The following is a 15515-nucleotide window of genomic DNA, read 5'->3' on the forward strand; positions in this document are numbered from 1 at the left end:
TTTCCCTCGTTGAGCACCCTATGTCCACTGTCGATCTGGGCACTGCCCCCCTTTCCCGCCTCTTCCTGCGCTACGTGACCCCGACGGTGGCCGCCATGCTGGTCACCGGCATCTATGTCACCATAGACGGCATCTTCGTCGGTCATATCCTGGGTCAGGACGGCCTGGCCGGCATGATGCTGGCCTACCCCATCTGCGCCGTGCTCTACGCGGTGGGGGCGCTGATCGGCATGGGCTCCTCGTCGCTGGCCTCTTTCTATCTCGGCAAGGGGGAGCAGGCAAAGGCGCGCCACATCGTCGGCAATGCGCTGGTGATGGTGATCATCGCCTCGGCACTGCTCGCCTTTGTCGGTATTCGCTATGGCGACGAGATGCTGGCCTGGATGGGGGCGGAGGGGGTCATCTTCGACGCCGGCCTCGCCTATCTGCAGTGGTACGCCTGGCTCGGGGTCTTCGCGGTGCTCTCCATGGCGTTTACCGCATTGCTGCGCAACGACGGGCGACCCGGCCTCACCACCTGGATCCTGGTGGGGGGCGGCGTGCTCAACGTGCTGCTCGACTACCTGCTGATGGCGGTGATCCCCTGGGGGTTGGCAGGGGCGGCCATCGCCACCATGCTCTCCCAGGCGGTGACCGGAGGGCTGTGCCTGTGGCACTTCTTCACCCCGCGCAGCCAGCTGCGCATTCGCCTGGACACCCTGATGCCGGACTGGCGCCTGATGGGGGAGACCCTGCGACTCGGGGTGTCGAGCTTCCTGATGTACCTCTACCTGTCTGTGGTGCTGGCGCTGCACAACAAGGCGCTGCTCTCGGTCGGCACTTCGTTGCACGTGGCCGCCTACGGCGTCATCAGCTACAGCGAGGCCTTCTTCTATCTCATCTTCGAGGGGATCGCCATGGGCATCCAGCCCATTGCCAGCTTCAACGCCGGGGCGGGCAACTGGGCGCGGGTGCTGCGTGTGCGCAACCTGGCGCTGGGGGTCACCCTGGCGGTGGCGCTGTGCGGCATGGTGCCGCTCTATCTCTGGCCGGAGGGGGTGGTCTATCTGTTTGCCGGCGACAACGCGGCCCTGCTGCCGGTGGCGACCCTGGGCATCTGGCTCTACTTCTGGGGGCTGCCCATGGAGGGGCTGCTGCTGGTGGGGGCCACCTACTTCCAGGCCATCAACCGGGCCCGCATCGCCTCCCTGCTGACCGGCGGCAAGCTGGTGCTGATCGGGGGATTTCTGTGGGGCTTCTCCTCCCTGTGGGGCGTGCCCGGCGTCTGGCTGGCGCTGCCCGCCTGCAGCACCCTGCTGGTACTGGTGATGTGGCGGGCCATGGGCCGGGAGGCGCGGCTGCATAGAGTGGTGACATAGTGCGGCGACATAGTGCGGCGACATAGTGCGGTTGGATAATGCATCGGATAGTGCGGCGCCATGATGCGGCCGCCGGATCCAGGCCCGTTCTTCGACGAAAAAGGCAGCCTTGGCTGCCTTTTTCATTTCATCTGGCCCGGCTCAGGGCCACCCTTGACTGACTCAGGGTTTGAAGGCGCCGATAAAGATGGCGGGATCGACGCGGGCGTCGTTGAGGCTCACGTTCCAGTGCATATGGGGGCCGGTGGCTCGGCCGGTGGCGCCGACCCGGCCGACGATGCCGCCCCGGGGCAGGCTCTGGCCCAGCTTCACATCGACTTTCGACATGTGGCAGAACATGCTGATGAGCCCCTGGCCGTGGTCGACGAAGACCGTATTGCCGTTGAAGAAGTAGTTGCCGATCAGGATCACCTTGCCCGCCGCCGGAGCCTTGATGGGCGTGCCGGCACCGACCGCGAAGTCGAGGCCGGAGTGGGGGTTGCGCTCCTCGCCGTTGAAGAAGCGGCGCAGCCCGAACGGGCTGGAAAGGGGGCCCTCGACCGGTTTGTCGAACAACAGGTTGCTGGGCTGGGCCGGGCTGAAGGTCTGGTAGGCCCGGGTCTGCTCCGCCAGTTCACGGTTGATGCGGGCCATGTCCTCGGCCAGCGGATTGACCTGGCGACCGTTCTTGAGCTTGATGTGCTGCTCCCGGTAGTGCTTGTTGCCGACCGTGAAGGCGAGGGTGCGGCCATCGCTCGTGGTCAGCTGGTGGGAGCCCGGCTTGCTCTTCAGGGGAATGCCGACGATGGCGATCCAGCGTTTGCCCTCTTCCTGCACCACCAGGACGGGCTTGTCCTGGTAGCGAGCGGCGGGTGCCTTGGGCCCGTCTCCTAGCGGCACCACGGCTACGCCCCCCGGCACCGGGTGGTTGAGCAGGCGGCTGATAAAGCCCGATTCGGCATGAAGGGCACTGCTGCCGAGCAGCAGGAGAAGGAAGAGCAGGGGGCGCATGGCAACTCCATCGAGTAGGACGGTGAGATGTGAGGGGGAAAATGATGCCACATTTTGCCGGGGCTGTCCGTCACCCGGCGCCTGGCAACGTCAGGGACTGCCCCGAGCAGAGCAGGATTGAATACTCTGTGCTATTTACTAATGTGTCACTAGTGAGGTGTTTGGATGACACCCATAGCGGCAAGCAAATAGACACTGGCAGGAGGGGCGGCAGTCGTCAGTGACATCCAGAGACAGTGGAGGTTGTGATGAAGACGAAGGCTCTCTTGTTATTCGGACTCACCATGGGGATGGCGGCCCCCGTTGCCGCTTTCAACGGGGTCATCACCATCAATGGGGAAGTGACTGCGGGGACTTGTGCCATCGCGGTCAACGGGGGCACAGCATCGGCCACAGTGACCCTGCCCACCGTCAGCACCAATGCCCTGGGCAGCATAGGCCAGACGGCGGGGGCGACCGGCTTCAATCTCGCCCTCACCAGCTGCCCGACCACGGGGTCGGTGCGCGCCTACTTCGAGAACATCGGGGTGGAGCAGACAACGGGCAACCTCAGCAACAAGGCCGTCGCCTCGGGCGGCAAGAACCCGGCGCAGAACGTGGAGGTGCAGATCCTCTCGGCCAACAGCACCCCCATCGATCTGCGCACCAACACCGGCAATGATGTGCTGGTCGACTTCAGCGCCACCGGTGGGGCGACCCTCTACTACAGCGCCCAGTACATCGCCACCGGTGCCGTGGGAGCCGGCCTGGTCTCTGCAGATCTCATCTATTCCCTGGACTACCACTGAGTTCGCCTGATGAACCTTCTGGTGCTTCAGCGACGCTTAGGGGGCCTCCTCTGGTGCGGGCTCTGGTTCCTGCCCTGGCTGGCCTGGGGTCATGTCCAGATCTCGGGCACCCGGGTCATCTACCCTGCCAATGCGCGAGAGGTTACGCTGGAGCTGACCAACAAGGGGAACACCCCCTCTCTGGTGCAGGTGTGGCTGGATGCCGGTGATCGCCGTATCCGTCCCGGTGCGGAGGCCCTTCCTTTCCTGATCACCCCTCCCATCACCCGCATCGAACCCCAGCGCGGCCAGTCCCTGCGCCTGGCTTATGTGGGGCAGGGGCTGCCTCAGGATCGGGAATCCGTGTTCTGGCTCAACGTGCTGGAGGTGCCGCCGAGTGTCAAAGCTGTCCAGCCGGGGCAGAACATGGTCCAGCTCGCCTTTCGCTCCCGCATCAAGATGTTCTATCGGCCGACCGGGTTGCCCGGCAATGTCGAACGCTCCGCCCACCAGCTCAGCTGGCGCCTGATCCGCCAGGGCGCCGGTTATGCGCTGCGAGCCAGCAACCCGAGCCTCTATCATGTCAGCATCAGCAACCTGGATCTGCAGACGACCCAGTCGAAGCGCTACCACAACCTGAGCGGTGGCATGGTGGCGCCAGGCGGTTTCTTTGATTTTCCCGTCGCTCAGTTGTCGGGAAATGCCCAGGCCAGGGAGCTGACCTTCTACTGGCTCAACGACTACGGCGCTCGTGAGGTGGGGCAATTCGTTTTCCGCTGATCCTCGAACAGGCCGGTGGCTCGCCCGGTGCTGGCGTCATTGCCGAAGGGCGTCAGGTCATGGCCATCCCCCCCTCCCTCCATTGCCCTTTCCCTGGCCCTGCTGTTTGGCAAGGTAGTTGGAGCCTCGCTCTCCTGCTCTGGGGAGGGTCGGCAATCGCCGAAAATGCGGAGCTGACTGGCGACGAGTCTGCCGAGGTACAGTTCGACAGCCGGCTGCTCGACAGCCTGGGGGTCGACATCGATCTGGCCCGTTTCTCCCGTGCCGATTTCATTCCCCCCGGGCACTATCAGCTCGATATCACCATCAATGGCAAGGAGAGACTGAGCCAGCAGGTGGAGGTGAGAGCGGGGGAAGACCCGGGAACCCCCAGGTTCTGTTTCCAGCCGGGCCAGATGCAACAGTGGGGGCTGCTTCTGGACAAGCTGCCCGATCAGGCCGAGGTGAAGCGGCAGCTGAGCCTCGATTGCATCGAGGTGGGAGAACTGGTGCCGGGAGCCAGCTTCACGTTCGATCTCGCCAGCCTGAGCGGCGCCCTCAGCCTGCCCCAGGCTTACCTCGGCCAGATCAGGCGCGACTATGTGGGGCCAGAGCAGTGGGTGCAGGGGATCAATGCCGCCTTCGTCAGCTATAACGCCAACCTCTACTACAGCGAGCAGGATAAGGGCAGCGATCCGTTGAGTGGCAGCGTCAACCTCAACACCGGCCTCAATCTCGGTGCCTGGCGCCTGCGCCACAACGGCTCCTATCAGGGAGGCAGCCATAGCGGCTATCAGGCCCTCAACAGTTATGCGCAGCGGGACATCACCTCACAGACTGCCCAGCTGACGCTGGGGGAGTATTTCACCCCGGGGGACAGCTTCGACAGCGTGCCCTTTACCGGCGTGCAGATCGCCAGCGACGACGCCATGCTGCCCGACTTCGAGCGGGGGTTTGCCCCCGTGGTGCGCGGGGTGGCCCAGAGCAATGCCAGGGTCACCATTCGCCAGGGCAGCGCCCTCATCTACGAGACCCAGGTTGCGCCCGGCGCCTTTGCCATCGACGATCTCTATGCCACCAGCTTTGCCGGCGATCTGGATGTGACCATCACGGAGGCGGATGGCAGCGAGCAGCGCTTCACCCTGCCGTTCTCCTCCGTGGTGCAGATGCTGCGCGACGACACTTCCCGTTTCAGCCTGACTTTGGGGCGTTATCGCAATGAAGTGGGTCCCGATGGCCCGGACTTTGCGCAAGGCACCTACAGGCGCGGCCTGTCGGATGCCCTGACCCTCTATGGCGGGGCCATTGCCGCCGAGGATTACACCGCGTTACTGGGGGGCGCCGCCGTCGGGTCGGACTATGGCGCCCTGGCCCTCGATGTCACCGGCTCCTGGGCGCGGGCCTTGCCGGCCAGCACCGACTTGCCGCCCTCCCTTTCCGGCCAGAGCTACCGCCTCACCTACAGCAAGCAGATGGAGATGACCCGGACCTACTTCACCCTGGCCGCCTATCGCTTCTCCAGCGAAGGCTATCTGGATCTCGATGACGTGGCGGCGATGCAGGCCCAGGCGCTGGACCGTCTGCAGCGTGAGCGCAATCGCTTCCAGCTCAATGTTAATCAGCCGGTGGGGGAGTGGGGGGATCTCTATTTCAACGGCATCCGCCGCGACTACTGGGGCGGCCAGGGGGAGAGCAGCAGCTTCCAGCTCGGCTACAACCGGGGATTTGACTGGGGCAGTGTGACCCTGTCGGCCAGCCACTCGCTGGAGGAGGGGGTCGGCGATCAATATGTGCTGAGCCTCAGCATCCCCATCGGCGACAAACTGGGGGCGCCGCGCCTCGGCAGCACCCTCTCCTACCAGGAGGGGCAGGGTGCCAGCGCCAGGCTGGATCTCAACGGCGGTACCCAGGATGGGCGCTTCTATTACGGCCTTTATGGCAGTCACGGCACCAGGGAGGGCAGTCCCCGGGGCTATGGTGCCAACCTGCAGTACCAGACGGCGTCCACCCAGCTGGGGCTCAGCACCAGTCAGGGGGAGGGCTACGCCCAGTATGTGGCGTCGGCCAAGGGCACCCTGCTGGTCCATGGTGAGGGCTGGGTGCTGGGGCAGACGCAGGGGGAGACCATGGCGCTGGTGGAGGCAAAGGGAGCCCAGGGGGCCAGGGTGAGTCACGGCATCGGCAGCGAGGTGGATGGCGATGGGTATGCGGTGCTGGCCGGGCTCAATCCTTATCGCACCAACATCATCGGGCTGGATCCGAGCGGCTTGCCGCTGGATGTGGAGATCGACGGCAGTGCCCGCATGGTGGCCCCCCGACGAGGAGCCATCGTCAAGCTGGCCTACGAGACTCACGTCGGCCAGCCTCTGCTGATCAAGGCCGAACGGCAGGATGGCAGCACGCCTCCGTTCGGGGCCGAGGTGGTCGACGGCAGCGGTGGCTCGGTGGCCGTGGTCGGCCAGGGGGGGCTCATCTTCGTGCGTGGCGAGCAGGGGACGCTCTACGTCCAGTGGGGGGCGGAGCGAGGCGAGCGGTGTCGACTGGATTACCAAGCTCCCCGGCCGGATCCCGAGCTGCCCTATCAACAGGTGGCGGCCCGCTGTATTGGTGTGGAGGGGGGCTCATGAGGTGGTTCGGGTGTCTGGGGATTGGGCTGGCGGCCCTGTTGTGGGTGACGGACGGGGAGGGGGCCCTCAACCTGATGCGCACCCGGATCGTCCATGAAGGGGGTGAGTCCAGCCTGCTGGTACGCAACGACGGCACCGCACCTAGCCTGCTGCAGGCCTGGGTCGATGCGGGGAACGAGCACCAGGGGCCGACGGAGGTCGCGACCCCCTTCCTGGTGGTGCCGCCAGTGATGCGGCTGGGGCCCGGGCGGGGGCAGACGCTGCGGATCCTCGGCGCGGATCTGGGCCGGTTGCCCCGGGACAGGGAGTCCCTGTTCTGGCTCAACGTGCTGGGCCTGCCCCCGCAGCAACAGGCCTCCCAGGGGAGCGTGCAGCTGGCGTACCGCACCCGCATCAAGCTGTTCTACCGGCCGCCCGGGCTGACGGGCTCGGTGGCCCAGACCGTCTCCGGGCTGGGTTGGCAGGTCCGCCCCGGGGGGCTTCGAGTGACGAACCCGGGCCCCTTCCACATCAGCCTGAGCGAAGTGCTGCTGACGGTGGGCAAAGGGCGACTCGCCTGGCAGGAGGGAGGTGTGTTGCCACCCTATGGCGCCCTGTCCGTGCCCATGGCAGGGACGGTGCCAACGGGCGCCACTGGGAGGCTGCGCTGGATAGACGACGACGGCATCTACCACGAGCAGGCCTTTGTGCCGGGCCAAGGGGAAGGAGAGCGACATGAGTGAACTGACCGGCCGTCGTGGCCTCTGGTGCCTGCTGGCGGGGCTTCTGCTACTGGCGGGGATCTGGCCCAGGGAGGGGCGGGCCGTCAACGGCCAATGCACCAGCCCCTTCGTGGCGACTCTGCCAATCAGCGTCAACAGCGGTTTCTACCAGCCCGGCGACACCCGCAGTGCGACCTTCTCGACCACGGACACGGCCACCTGCGACTGCACCGGGATCTCGGTCGGCCTGCTGGTGACCGCCTATTATCAGGGCTCCACCAGCCTGCCGACCGTGACCGACCCCATCGGCACCCTCATCAAGCTCACCCCCTATTTCGGACTCAAGGTGGAGTTCAACGCGGGAGGGGGATACCAGACGGTTCCCTTCAGCACGACCACCACAGGGCTGCTCAGCGCCTGTGTCGGCGGCCTGCTGAACGTCTCCCTGCTGGGGGGGATCAGCGTGAACGGGGGACGGGTCACCCTGAAGCTGCTCAAGGGGGTGACGGGCACCCAGACCTTCAGCGGGACCGTCGCCTATCTCTTCGTGCGCCGCGCGAGTGTCCCGGATACCAGCCCGTTCAATGCGTTCAGCACCCTGGCGATGAACATCAGCGTCACCTCGACGCCGACCTGCCAGTTTCCCGCCGGGACCAGCATCCCCATCGATCTCGGCGCCGTGGCCCAGAGCGCCTTCGTCGAAGGGGACATTCCCAGGGGCTATGCGCCACGCAGCGTCGACGTGAGTGTGACCTGCAGCCAGATCCCGAGCGACTACGTAGTGCCGCTGAGCTACAGCTTCGGGGGGGCGCTCAGCAGCCAGAACCGTTTCGTCACCACCAGCCTGGCCGGTGTGGGGGTGGGCATGGTGGCGCAGGATACCCTGACCCCTATTCCATTCGATACCGCCATCGCGGTACCCTACTCGGCGGCTACCCATGACACCAGTTACAGGGTGAGGCTCTATCCGACCCGGTTGCCGGGACAGGTGGTGCGTACCGGTGCCTATACGGGAACCATCATGGTCACGGTGAGCGTGCCCTGATGCGAGGTTTCCCCGCTCCTATTTTTCTACGAGGTCAATGATGCAAAGCGACAGCGTCCTGCGCCGCGAACCCAAGCGCCACTCCATCGGACAGGGCTGGATCTGGGTCCGCACGGGATTCGACATCTTCAACAAGGGGATGGGGGCCAGTGTGGCCATGATAGTGGTCTGGTTTCTGGTGGGCATGCTGCTGGACCAACTGCCGGCAGGGGGCTTCATCTCCCAGTTGCTCTATATGGTGTGGGGCGCGGGTTGGGTGGCGGTGGCGCATCGGGGGTACCAGGGGGGCGCACTGCAGTTTGCCGATTTCTTCGCCGGTTTCCGTCAGCGGCTGACCCCGCTGATGCTGGGTGGCCTGCTGGTGCTCGCCCTGTTCATGGGGATCCTGATGATCTGCGCCTTCCTGTTGCATCTCTGGGGGCTGACCGGCCTGCTGTCCCAGGATCCGGAAACCCTGAGTCTGACCCCCGGCCAGGCACAGGGCTTCCTGCTCTGTATGCTGCTGGGGCTGGCCCTGCTGGTGCCCGTGCTGATGGCCATCACCTTCGCCCCCGCCCTGATCTTCTTCCATGGGGTCGGCGTCTTGCAGGCGGCCAGGCTCAGCTTCAAGGGGTGCCTGTGCAACATGTGGCCCTTCCTCTGGTGGGGGCTGCTCGGGGCCGTGCTGATCTTCTTCGGGGCGCTCCTGATGCTGGTGGGCCTGCTGGTGGTACTGCCCGCCATCAACTACTCCATCTATGCCGCCTATCGCGACATCTATCTGGAGGAGCAGGGGAGTGCCGAGGGCGAGCCGCCCAGGGAGTTTGGCTTCGAAGCCTGATTCATCATCCAAAGAGCAAGGGGCCGTGAGGCCCCTTTTTCATGGGCACTCACTGCTCCTGCCACAGAGGGTCGTTCGCCATCCGGGCGACGAGAAAATCGAGGAAGCTGCGCAGCAGGGGGGACATCTGCTTGCGGGTACCGTAGACGGCGTAGACGCCGAGTCGCTTGGGTTGCCACTGACTCAACAGGGGCACCAGGGCGCCGCTCTCCAGATGGGATTGTACCGAGTAGCGGGGCTGCAGGCTGATCCCCGCCCCGTCCAAGGTGGCCGAGAGCAGCAGATTGGAGATGTTGGCGCTGAGGTTGCCGCTCACCGGCACGGACTCGGGGCCATGTGGCCCCTGAAACTCCCACAGGCTCTTGCCGAAGTAGGTGTAGGTCAGGCAGTTGTGCAGCGCCAGATCCTGCACCCGCTGAGGCGGTGCATGGCGGGCCAGGTAGGCTGGGCTGGCACAGACCACGGAGTGGCAAGTGCCGAGACGGCGTGCCACCAGGTTGGGATCCAGGTCGTTGGTGATGCGCAGGGCGAGATCGATCCGCTCCTCCACCAGGTTGACCGTCCTGTCCAGCAGAAGGATGTCGATCGCCGTGCCGGGGTAGTGGCCCAGATAGTCGTTCGCCGCCTTGACCAGCAGGGCGTCGGAGAGGGAGTAGCTGCTGGTGACGCGCAGCTGTCCCTTGGGGGCGTCGTCGCCGCGCACGGCCAGCTGTTCCATCTCATCCCCCAGTGCCAGCATGGCCCTGGCACGGTTAAGCGCCTCTTCCCCCGGGCCGGTCAGGCTCAGCCTGCGGGTGGTGCGGTGCAGCAGGCGGGCTCCCATCCAGCGCTCCAGCTCGGCCAGGTAGCGCGAGACCATGGCGCGAGACATCTCCAGCTTTTCGCCTGCCCCGCTCAGGCTGCCCTGCTCGACCACGCAGACGAAGACCCGCAATGCGGCCAACCTATCCATGCATGCCTCTATATGCTCGATTTGTGCAACAGTGATGCGCTTATTATGCGGTATTTGCGCTAAAAATCTTGCAATAAACTGTGTCCATTCCATGAACACACGACCTGACGAGACAGATACCATGCACACAGCACTGCGCACCCTGACCCTGGCCACCACCCTGATCGCGGGCACCGCCCTAGCGGCGCCCCTGACCGTGACCCTCTACAACCCCGGCGACAAGGCCATCTTCCCGGTCTCCTCCGAGCTGGTGAGCGGCGAGAAGGAGGCCATCCTCATCGACGCCCAGTTCGGGGTCAACGACGGCCAGGCGCTGGTGGAGCTGATCAAGCAGAGCGGCAAGAAGCTGACCACCGTCTACATCAGCGGCGGGGATCCGGATTTCTACTTCGGGCTGGAGCCCATCAAGGCTGCCTTCCCGGACGTGAAGGTACTGGCCAGCCAGCACGTGGTGGATCACATCAAGCAGACCAAGGATGCCAAGCTGGCGTACTGGGGCCCCATCCTGGGTAAACAGGCACCCAAGACCCTGATAGTGCCGCAGGTGATGACCGCCAGCCACCTCACCCTGGAGGGGGAGCGGATCGAGATCAAGGAGATGAACACGCCCAATGCCTACCTCTGGGCGCCGGCCATCAAGACGGCGTTTGGCGGCGTGCCGGTTTACAGCGGCGTGCATGTCTGGATGGCGGACAGCCAGAGCAAGGCGGCGCGAACCGAGTGGGTGAACGCCCTGGATCGCATGCTGGCCCTCAAGCCAAAGCGGGTCATTCCCGGCCATTTCCTGGGAGAGGCCCCCAAGGGGACCCAGGCTGTGACCTTCACCCGTGACTATGTCCTGCGCTTTGAGCAGGCGCTGGCGAGCACCAAGGGGTCCGGGCCGCTGATCGATGCGCTGAAGCAAGCCTACCCCTCCCTGCCGGTGGACGACGGCCTGGACATCGGTGCCAAGGTCAACACGGGCGAGATGAAATGGTGATGGGCCAAGCCCCTTTCCCTGTGTTTTTCCGGGCAGAGGCTGCCCGGTTTTTTTCATGCAATCTGCCCGGAGCAAACCGATGAACGACACCACCCTGCATTACGTGTATGACCCCCTGTGTGGCTGGTGCTACGGCGCCGCCCCCCTGCTGCAGGCCGCGGCTGGAATACCGGATCTGCGAGTCGTCCTGCATGCGGGCGGTCTCTGGCTGGGGGCACGGCGTCAGCAGATGGGCCAGGCGCTGCGGGACTATGTCCGTCCCCATGACGAGCGCATCCACGCACTGACTGGCCAGCCCTTCGGGAAGGCCTACTTCGACGAGCTTCTGCTCGATGAATCGCGGCTCCTCGACTCCGAGCCGCCCATTCGCGCCGTTCTGGCCGTGAGCGAGCTTGGTGGCGACGGCCTTACCTTGTTGCACCGCATCCAGGAGACCCACTACCGGGATGGGGAGTGGGTCGGTTCCCCGACGCGGCTGGCGGCGCTCGCGCTGGAGCAGGGGGTGACACCGGAGGCATTCGCCCTGGCCTTTGGCCGGGCCGATCTTTCCGGCCACCTTGCAACAAGCCAGGCGTGGTTGCAGCGACTCGGCGGTCAGGGATTCCCGACCCTGGGGCTGATGCGTGGGGGGAGCCTGCTGCCCGTCTCCGTCTCCACCTTCCTGGGGGAGCCGACCGCCTTTGTGGATCATCTTGCTTCCCTGATGGCGGGTTGATCCCCCGGCCGCCACTGTCCTCTCGCCGTGGCGGCCCGATTGCTGATGATCTGCGCAATGCGCGCCAGCCAGCGAGCCTCCCTTGTTCCCCTCACCATTCTTGTGCATGCTATCGGCCTCATTGATTGGCAGGATGCAGTACCTATGAACCTTCGCGATCTCGAGTACCTGGTAGCGCTGGAAGAGGAGAAACACTTTCGCAAGGCGGCGGAGCGCTGCTTCGTCAGCCAGCCGACCCTGAGCGGCCAGCTGCGCAAGCTGGAAGATGAACTGGGGGTGATCCTCATCGAACGTACCTCCCGCAAGGTGTTGTTCACCCCGGCCGGCGACGCCATGGCCAGCCAGGCCCGCAAGGTACTTAAAGAGGTGCGCGAGCTCAAGAGCATAGGCCAGCACTTCGCCGAGCCCATGTCCGGCGAGATCCACATCGGCTTCATTCCCACCGTGGGCCCCTATCTGCTGCCCCACATCATTCAGGATCTGCGCGAACATTTTCCCAAGCTGGAGTTCTACCTCTACGAGGAGCAGACCCAGGTGCTGCTCAAACGGCTGGAGGAGGGGGAGCTGGACTGTCTCGTGCTCGCCGAGCTGGAGGGAATGGAGGGTTTTGGCGCCATTCCCCTCTATCAGGAGCCCATGTGGCTCGCGGTCCCGCAGCATCATCCCGAGGCCAGCGCCAGGGCTGTGCCCCTGCACAACCTCAAGGGCAAGAAACTGCTGATGCTGGCCGATGGCCACTGTCTGCGGGACCAGGCGATGGGGTTCTGCTTTGCCGCCGGCATCGGCGAGGATCAGCGCTTCAAGGGCACCAGTCTGGAGACGCTGCGCAACATGGTGGCGGCCGGCAGCGGCATGACGCTGGTACCGAGACTTGCCGTGCCCGCCAACCCGGAGGAGGGGGGCGTGAGCTACCGCCCCGTGGTTGACCCCGTGCCGGGGCGCACCATCTCCCTGCTCTATCGCCACTACTCGGTGCGCCGCCCCTGCTTCAACGAGCTGGCGGGCCGGATCTCGAGCCTGATAAAGAGCCTGCTGGGCTGAGCGAACGCCGCCAGGCACCACAAAAGAAAACCGGCGCCTTGGCGCCGGTTTTTTCGTTTCTGTGTTAGAAGATGTCGTCGGTCGAGACGGGGCCATCGGTGGCCAGGCCGTCGCCGCCGTACACCTGGTTGCCATCGGAGAGCTGGCTCGCGTAACGGGTCGGCTCTGTGCCTTCCTTGAAGAACTCCTCTGTGGTGCTGCCATCGGTGCGATTGGTCAGCAGACCGGTCTCGCGATCGATGCGTACCTGCATGATCCCCTCGGGCACCGGCATCTTGCGCTCGGGCACCTGGTGCAGGGCCGTCTTCATGAAGTCGATCCAGATGGGCTGGGCGGCGCCGCCACCGAACTCGCCCCGACCCAGGCCACGCTGGTGGTTGTCAAATCCGATCCAGGAGGTGGCCACCAGGTTCGGGGTGTAGCCGGAGAACCAGGCGTCGCGGGATTCGTTGGTGGTCCCTGTCTTGCCCGAGATGTCGTGGCGCTTGAGATCCCGCGCCGCACGCCAGCCGGTGCCACGCCAGCCATTGCCACCCCAGATGGCGGTGGTCAGGGTGTCGGTGATCAGGAAGGCGCTCTGGGCACTGATGGTCTGCGGCGCCATGTTGTTGGGCACGACGGGATCGATCGGGCACTGGGCCTGCCAGTCAGGAGCGGTATTGACGTAGGCATCGGCGCTGTCGAGCCCGGCGGCGGCCAGCACGCCGCAGTCGCGGCAGGCGGCGGCCGGATTGGCCTCGAACAGGGGGGTGCCGAAGCTGTCTGTCACCGCACTGATGAAGTAGGGGGTGACCTGGAAACCACCATTGGCCAGCACCGAATAGCCGCGCACCACTTCCATCGGGGTGAACTCGGCGGCGCCGAGCGCCAGGGATTCGTTGGCGGAGATGTTGTCGCGGGCAAAGCCGAAGCGGGTCAGACCGTCGATATAGGTGTCCAGCCCGATGGCGCGCATCAGGCGGACCGACATGACGTTCTTGGACTTGGCGAGGCCAAGGCGTAGTGTGGTCGGCCCCTCATAGATGGCCGGCGAGTTCTTGGGCTGCCACATGGGGCCCTTGGCGGGATCCCACTGGTTGATCGGCGCGTCGTTGATGAGGGACGCCAGGGTGTACCCCTGCTCCAGCGCGGTGGCATAGAGGAAGGGCTTGATGTTGGAGCCGACCTGGCGACGCGCCTGATCGACCCGGTTGAACTTGGAGAGCTCGAAGCTGAAACCGCCGACCAGGGCCTCGATGGCACCATCCTGCGGGTTCATGGCGACCAGGGCGGCGTTGACGTCGGGGATCTGGGAGAGCATCAGTGCTTCCCCTTTCTCCCTCACCCAGATCTGGGCACCGACCTTGAGCACGTCCCGCGCCGATTTCGGGGCGAAGCCCTGGCGATCGTCGGTGATGAAGGCGCGTGCCCACTTGATGCCGTCCCAATCCAGCTCGGCCTGCTTGCCATTGCGCAGCACCAGGGTGGCGCTCCGGTCACCCAGCTTGGTGACCACGGCGGCCATCAGCGGCTGGTAGCCGGGCTGCTTGGCCAGGTGGGCCATGATCTGGTCGTAATCCCAGGCCGTTTCGCCGGCCTTCCACAGCAGGGCGGTCGGGCCGCGATAGCCGTGGCGGGTGTCGTAGTCGAAGACGCCGTCGAGCAGAGCCTGACGAGCGGCGCGCTGGCGCTTGGCGGTGACGGTGGTATAGACGTGCAGCCCCATGGTGTAGGCATCTTCACCAAATTGCTCCACCATCTTCTGGCGCACCATCTCGCTCAGGTAGGGGGCGTTCAGGGTGGTTTCCGCCCCGTGGTAGCGGGCCTTGACCGGCATCTTGGAGGCTTCGTCAAACTGGGCCTGGGTGATCTTGCCGGTCTCCAGCATGCGGCCGAGCACCACGTTGCGGCGTGCGAAGGCGCGCTCCGGGGATCGGATGGGGTTCAGCATGGAGGGCGCCTTGGGGAGACCCGCGATGATGGCGATCTCGTCCAGGGTCAGGTCCTTGACCTCCTTGCCGAAGTAGACCTGGGCGGCGGCGCCGACCCCGAATGCCCGGTAGCCGAGGGGGATCTTGTTGAGGTAGAGCGTGAGGATCTCGTCCTTGGAGAGGTTCTGCTCGATGCGCCAGGCGAGGAACACCTCCTTGATCTTGCGCACCAGGGTCTTCTCGTTGCTCAGGAAGAAGTTGCGGGCCACCTGCTGGGTGATGGTACTGGCCCCCTGACGCGCCTGACCGGACACGGCCCAGACGGTGGCGGCACGGATGATGCCGATGGGGTCTATGCCCGGGTGTTCATAGAAACGGGCATCCTCGGTGGCGAGCACGGCATCGATCATGGACTGGGGGATTTCATCCAGCCGCAGGGGGATGCGACGAATTTCGCCAAACTGGGAGATCAGTTCGCCGTCCCGGCTATAGACCTTCATGGGGGTAGCCAGTTTGACATCGCGCAGGGCGCTCACATCCGGCAACTGGGGCTTGATGTAGAAGTAGATGCCGATGAGGCTGGCAACACCCAGCACAGCACCCAGCATCATGACAATAAACAGGCGAACGAGCCATTTCAGCATGGAAGAACTACCAATCGTCTTAAAATTAGCCAACGGGCGCAGAGTATAGCCTTTTTACCCTCGCGGATTCGAGGTTTTCCTGTCCGCGGACGGGGGACCTCGAGAAGAGGCGGGAGGGTAGCACTCCATGACGCAATTACCAAGGGGGCCGCAATCGAGGGCGAAAGGAGAGGGCGGTCAACTTTTGGCATAAACTTTATGACATTG

At 64.8% G+C, this 15515-nt stretch carries 13 protein-coding genes; 10 read left to right on the plus strand and 3 right to left on the minus strand.

Annotation, left to right across the window (positions count from 1 at the left end; genetic code table 11):
* Positions 1-20 precede the first annotated feature (20 nt).
* Positions 21-1358, plus strand: coding sequence for an MATE family efflux transporter (locus I6L45_RS11835; RefSeq protein ID WP_216982166.1), 1338 nt, complete (start codon positions 21-23; stop codon positions 1356-1358).
* A 162-nt stretch (positions 1359-1520) separates the two neighbouring features.
* Here the strand turns inward: I6L45_RS11835 and I6L45_RS11840 are convergent, their stop codons facing one another.
* Entirely contained in the window at positions 1521-2348 is an 828-nt protein-coding gene (locus tag I6L45_RS11840; RefSeq protein WP_216982167.1) for a M23 family metallopeptidase, read from the minus strand.
* Positions 2349-2596: 248 nt separating this feature from the next.
* On the opposite strand from I6L45_RS11840, the gene I6L45_RS11845 reads away from it, so the two are divergent.
* From I6L45_RS11845 to I6L45_RS11870, 6 genes are read left to right on the plus strand one after another with little or no spacing between them, the layout of a single operon-like run.
* Positions 2597-3136, plus strand: coding sequence for a fimbrial protein (locus I6L45_RS11845; protein ID WP_043762134.1), 540 nt, complete (start codon positions 2597-2599; stop codon positions 3134-3136).
* Between the two features lie 9 nt (positions 3137-3145).
* Complete coding sequence (locus I6L45_RS11850) at positions 3146-3895, plus strand: fimbria/pilus periplasmic chaperone (RefSeq protein ID WP_216982168.1); 750 nt, start codon at positions 3146-3148, stop codon at positions 3893-3895.
* A 59-nt stretch (positions 3896-3954) separates the two neighbouring features.
* Positions 3955-6501, plus strand: a complete 2547-nt coding sequence (locus tag I6L45_RS11855; protein WP_216982169.1) for a fimbria/pilus outer membrane usher protein — start codon at positions 3955-3957, stop codon at positions 6499-6501.
* Positions 6498-7223 (plus strand): molecular chaperone, encoded by a 726-nt coding sequence (locus I6L45_RS11860; protein WP_216982170.1) that lies wholly within the window; start codon positions 6498-6500, stop codon positions 7221-7223. The genes I6L45_RS11855 and I6L45_RS11860 overlap by 4 nt, the downstream gene beginning before the upstream one ends.
* Positions 7216-8247, plus strand: a complete 1032-nt coding sequence (locus tag I6L45_RS11865; protein ID WP_216982171.1) for a fimbrial protein — start codon at positions 7216-7218, stop codon at positions 8245-8247. Before I6L45_RS11860 ends, I6L45_RS11865 begins: the two co-directional genes overlap by 8 nt.
* A 40-nt stretch (positions 8248-8287) precedes the next feature.
* Positions 8288-9067: a BPSS1780 family membrane protein gene (locus I6L45_RS11870; RefSeq protein WP_134695410.1), complete on the plus strand. Its 780-nt coding sequence runs from the start codon at positions 8288-8290 to the stop codon at positions 9065-9067.
* Positions 9068-9116: 49 nt separating this feature from the next.
* Here the strand turns inward: I6L45_RS11870 and I6L45_RS11875 are convergent, their stop codons facing one another.
* Complete coding sequence (locus I6L45_RS11875) at positions 9117-10019, minus strand: LysR family transcriptional regulator (RefSeq protein ID WP_216982172.1); 903 nt, start codon at positions 10017-10019, stop codon at positions 9117-9119.
* 121 nt (positions 10020-10140) lie between these two features.
* Between I6L45_RS11875 and I6L45_RS11880 the strand changes: the two genes are divergently transcribed.
* The 3 genes from I6L45_RS11880 to oxyR all read left to right on the plus strand — a co-directional run bounded on the left by I6L45_RS11880 (position 10141) and on the right by oxyR (position 12754).
* Positions 10141-10998, plus strand: coding sequence for a Vmh family MBL fold metallo-hydrolase (locus tag I6L45_RS11880; RefSeq protein ID WP_216982173.1), 858 nt, complete (start codon positions 10141-10143; stop codon positions 10996-10998).
* A 79-nt stretch (positions 10999-11077) separates the two neighbouring features.
* Complete coding sequence (locus I6L45_RS11885) at positions 11078-11713, plus strand: DsbA family protein (protein ID WP_216982174.1); 636 nt, start codon at positions 11078-11080, stop codon at positions 11711-11713.
* Positions 11714-11857: 144 nt separating this feature from the next.
* Positions 11858-12754, plus strand: a complete 897-nt coding sequence (gene oxyR / locus I6L45_RS11890) for a DNA-binding transcriptional regulator OxyR (RefSeq protein ID WP_216982175.1) — start codon at positions 11858-11860, stop codon at positions 12752-12754.
* A gap of 64 nt (positions 12755-12818) precedes the next feature.
* On the opposite strand, the gene I6L45_RS11895 is transcribed toward oxyR, so the two are convergent.
* Positions 12819-15308: a penicillin-binding protein 1A gene (locus tag I6L45_RS11895; protein ID WP_216982176.1), complete on the minus strand. Its 2490-nt coding sequence runs from the start codon at positions 15306-15308 to the stop codon at positions 12819-12821.
* Positions 15309-15515: the final 207 nt, after the last annotated feature.

Origin of the sequence: Aeromonas sp. FDAARGOS 1415 (genome assembly GCF_019048365.1) — a bacterium.
GTDB lineage: Bacteria > Pseudomonadota > Gammaproteobacteria > Enterobacterales > Aeromonadaceae > Aeromonas > Aeromonas taiwanensis.

Coding starts and splice junctions, on each gene's coding strand:
- I6L45_RS11835 (WP_216982166.1), top strand. CDS start 21: ATGTCCACTGTCGATCTGGGCACTGCCCCCCTTTCCCGCCTCTTCCTG.
- I6L45_RS11840 (WP_216982167.1), bottom strand. CDS start 2,348: ATGCGCCCCCTGCTCTTCCTTCTCCTGCTGCTCGGCAGCAGTGCCCTT.
- I6L45_RS11845 (WP_043762134.1), top strand. CDS start 2,597: ATGAAGACGAAGGCTCTCTTGTTATTCGGACTCACCATGGGGATGGCG.
- I6L45_RS11850 (WP_216982168.1), top strand. CDS start 3,146: ATGAACCTTCTGGTGCTTCAGCGACGCTTAGGGGGCCTCCTCTGGTGC.
- I6L45_RS11855 (WP_216982169.1), top strand. CDS start 3,955: ATGGCCATCCCCCCCTCCCTCCATTGCCCTTTCCCTGGCCCTGCTGTT.
- I6L45_RS11860 (WP_216982170.1), top strand. CDS start 6,498: ATGAGGTGGTTCGGGTGTCTGGGGATTGGGCTGGCGGCCCTGTTGTGG.
- I6L45_RS11865 (WP_216982171.1), top strand. CDS start 7,216: ATGAGTGAACTGACCGGCCGTCGTGGCCTCTGGTGCCTGCTGGCGGGG.
- I6L45_RS11870 (WP_134695410.1), top strand. CDS start 8,288: ATGCAAAGCGACAGCGTCCTGCGCCGCGAACCCAAGCGCCACTCCATC.
- I6L45_RS11875 (WP_216982172.1), bottom strand. CDS start 10,019: ATGGATAGGTTGGCCGCATTGCGGGTCTTCGTCTGCGTGGTCGAGCAG.
- I6L45_RS11880 (WP_216982173.1), top strand. CDS start 10,141: ATGCACACAGCACTGCGCACCCTGACCCTGGCCACCACCCTGATCGCG.
- I6L45_RS11885 (WP_216982174.1), top strand. CDS start 11,078: ATGAACGACACCACCCTGCATTACGTGTATGACCCCCTGTGTGGCTGG.
- oxyR (WP_216982175.1), top strand. CDS start 11,858: ATGAACCTTCGCGATCTCGAGTACCTGGTAGCGCTGGAAGAGGAGAAA.
- I6L45_RS11895 (WP_216982176.1), bottom strand. CDS start 15,308: ATGCTGAAATGGCTCGTTCGCCTGTTTATTGTCATGATGCTGGGTGCT.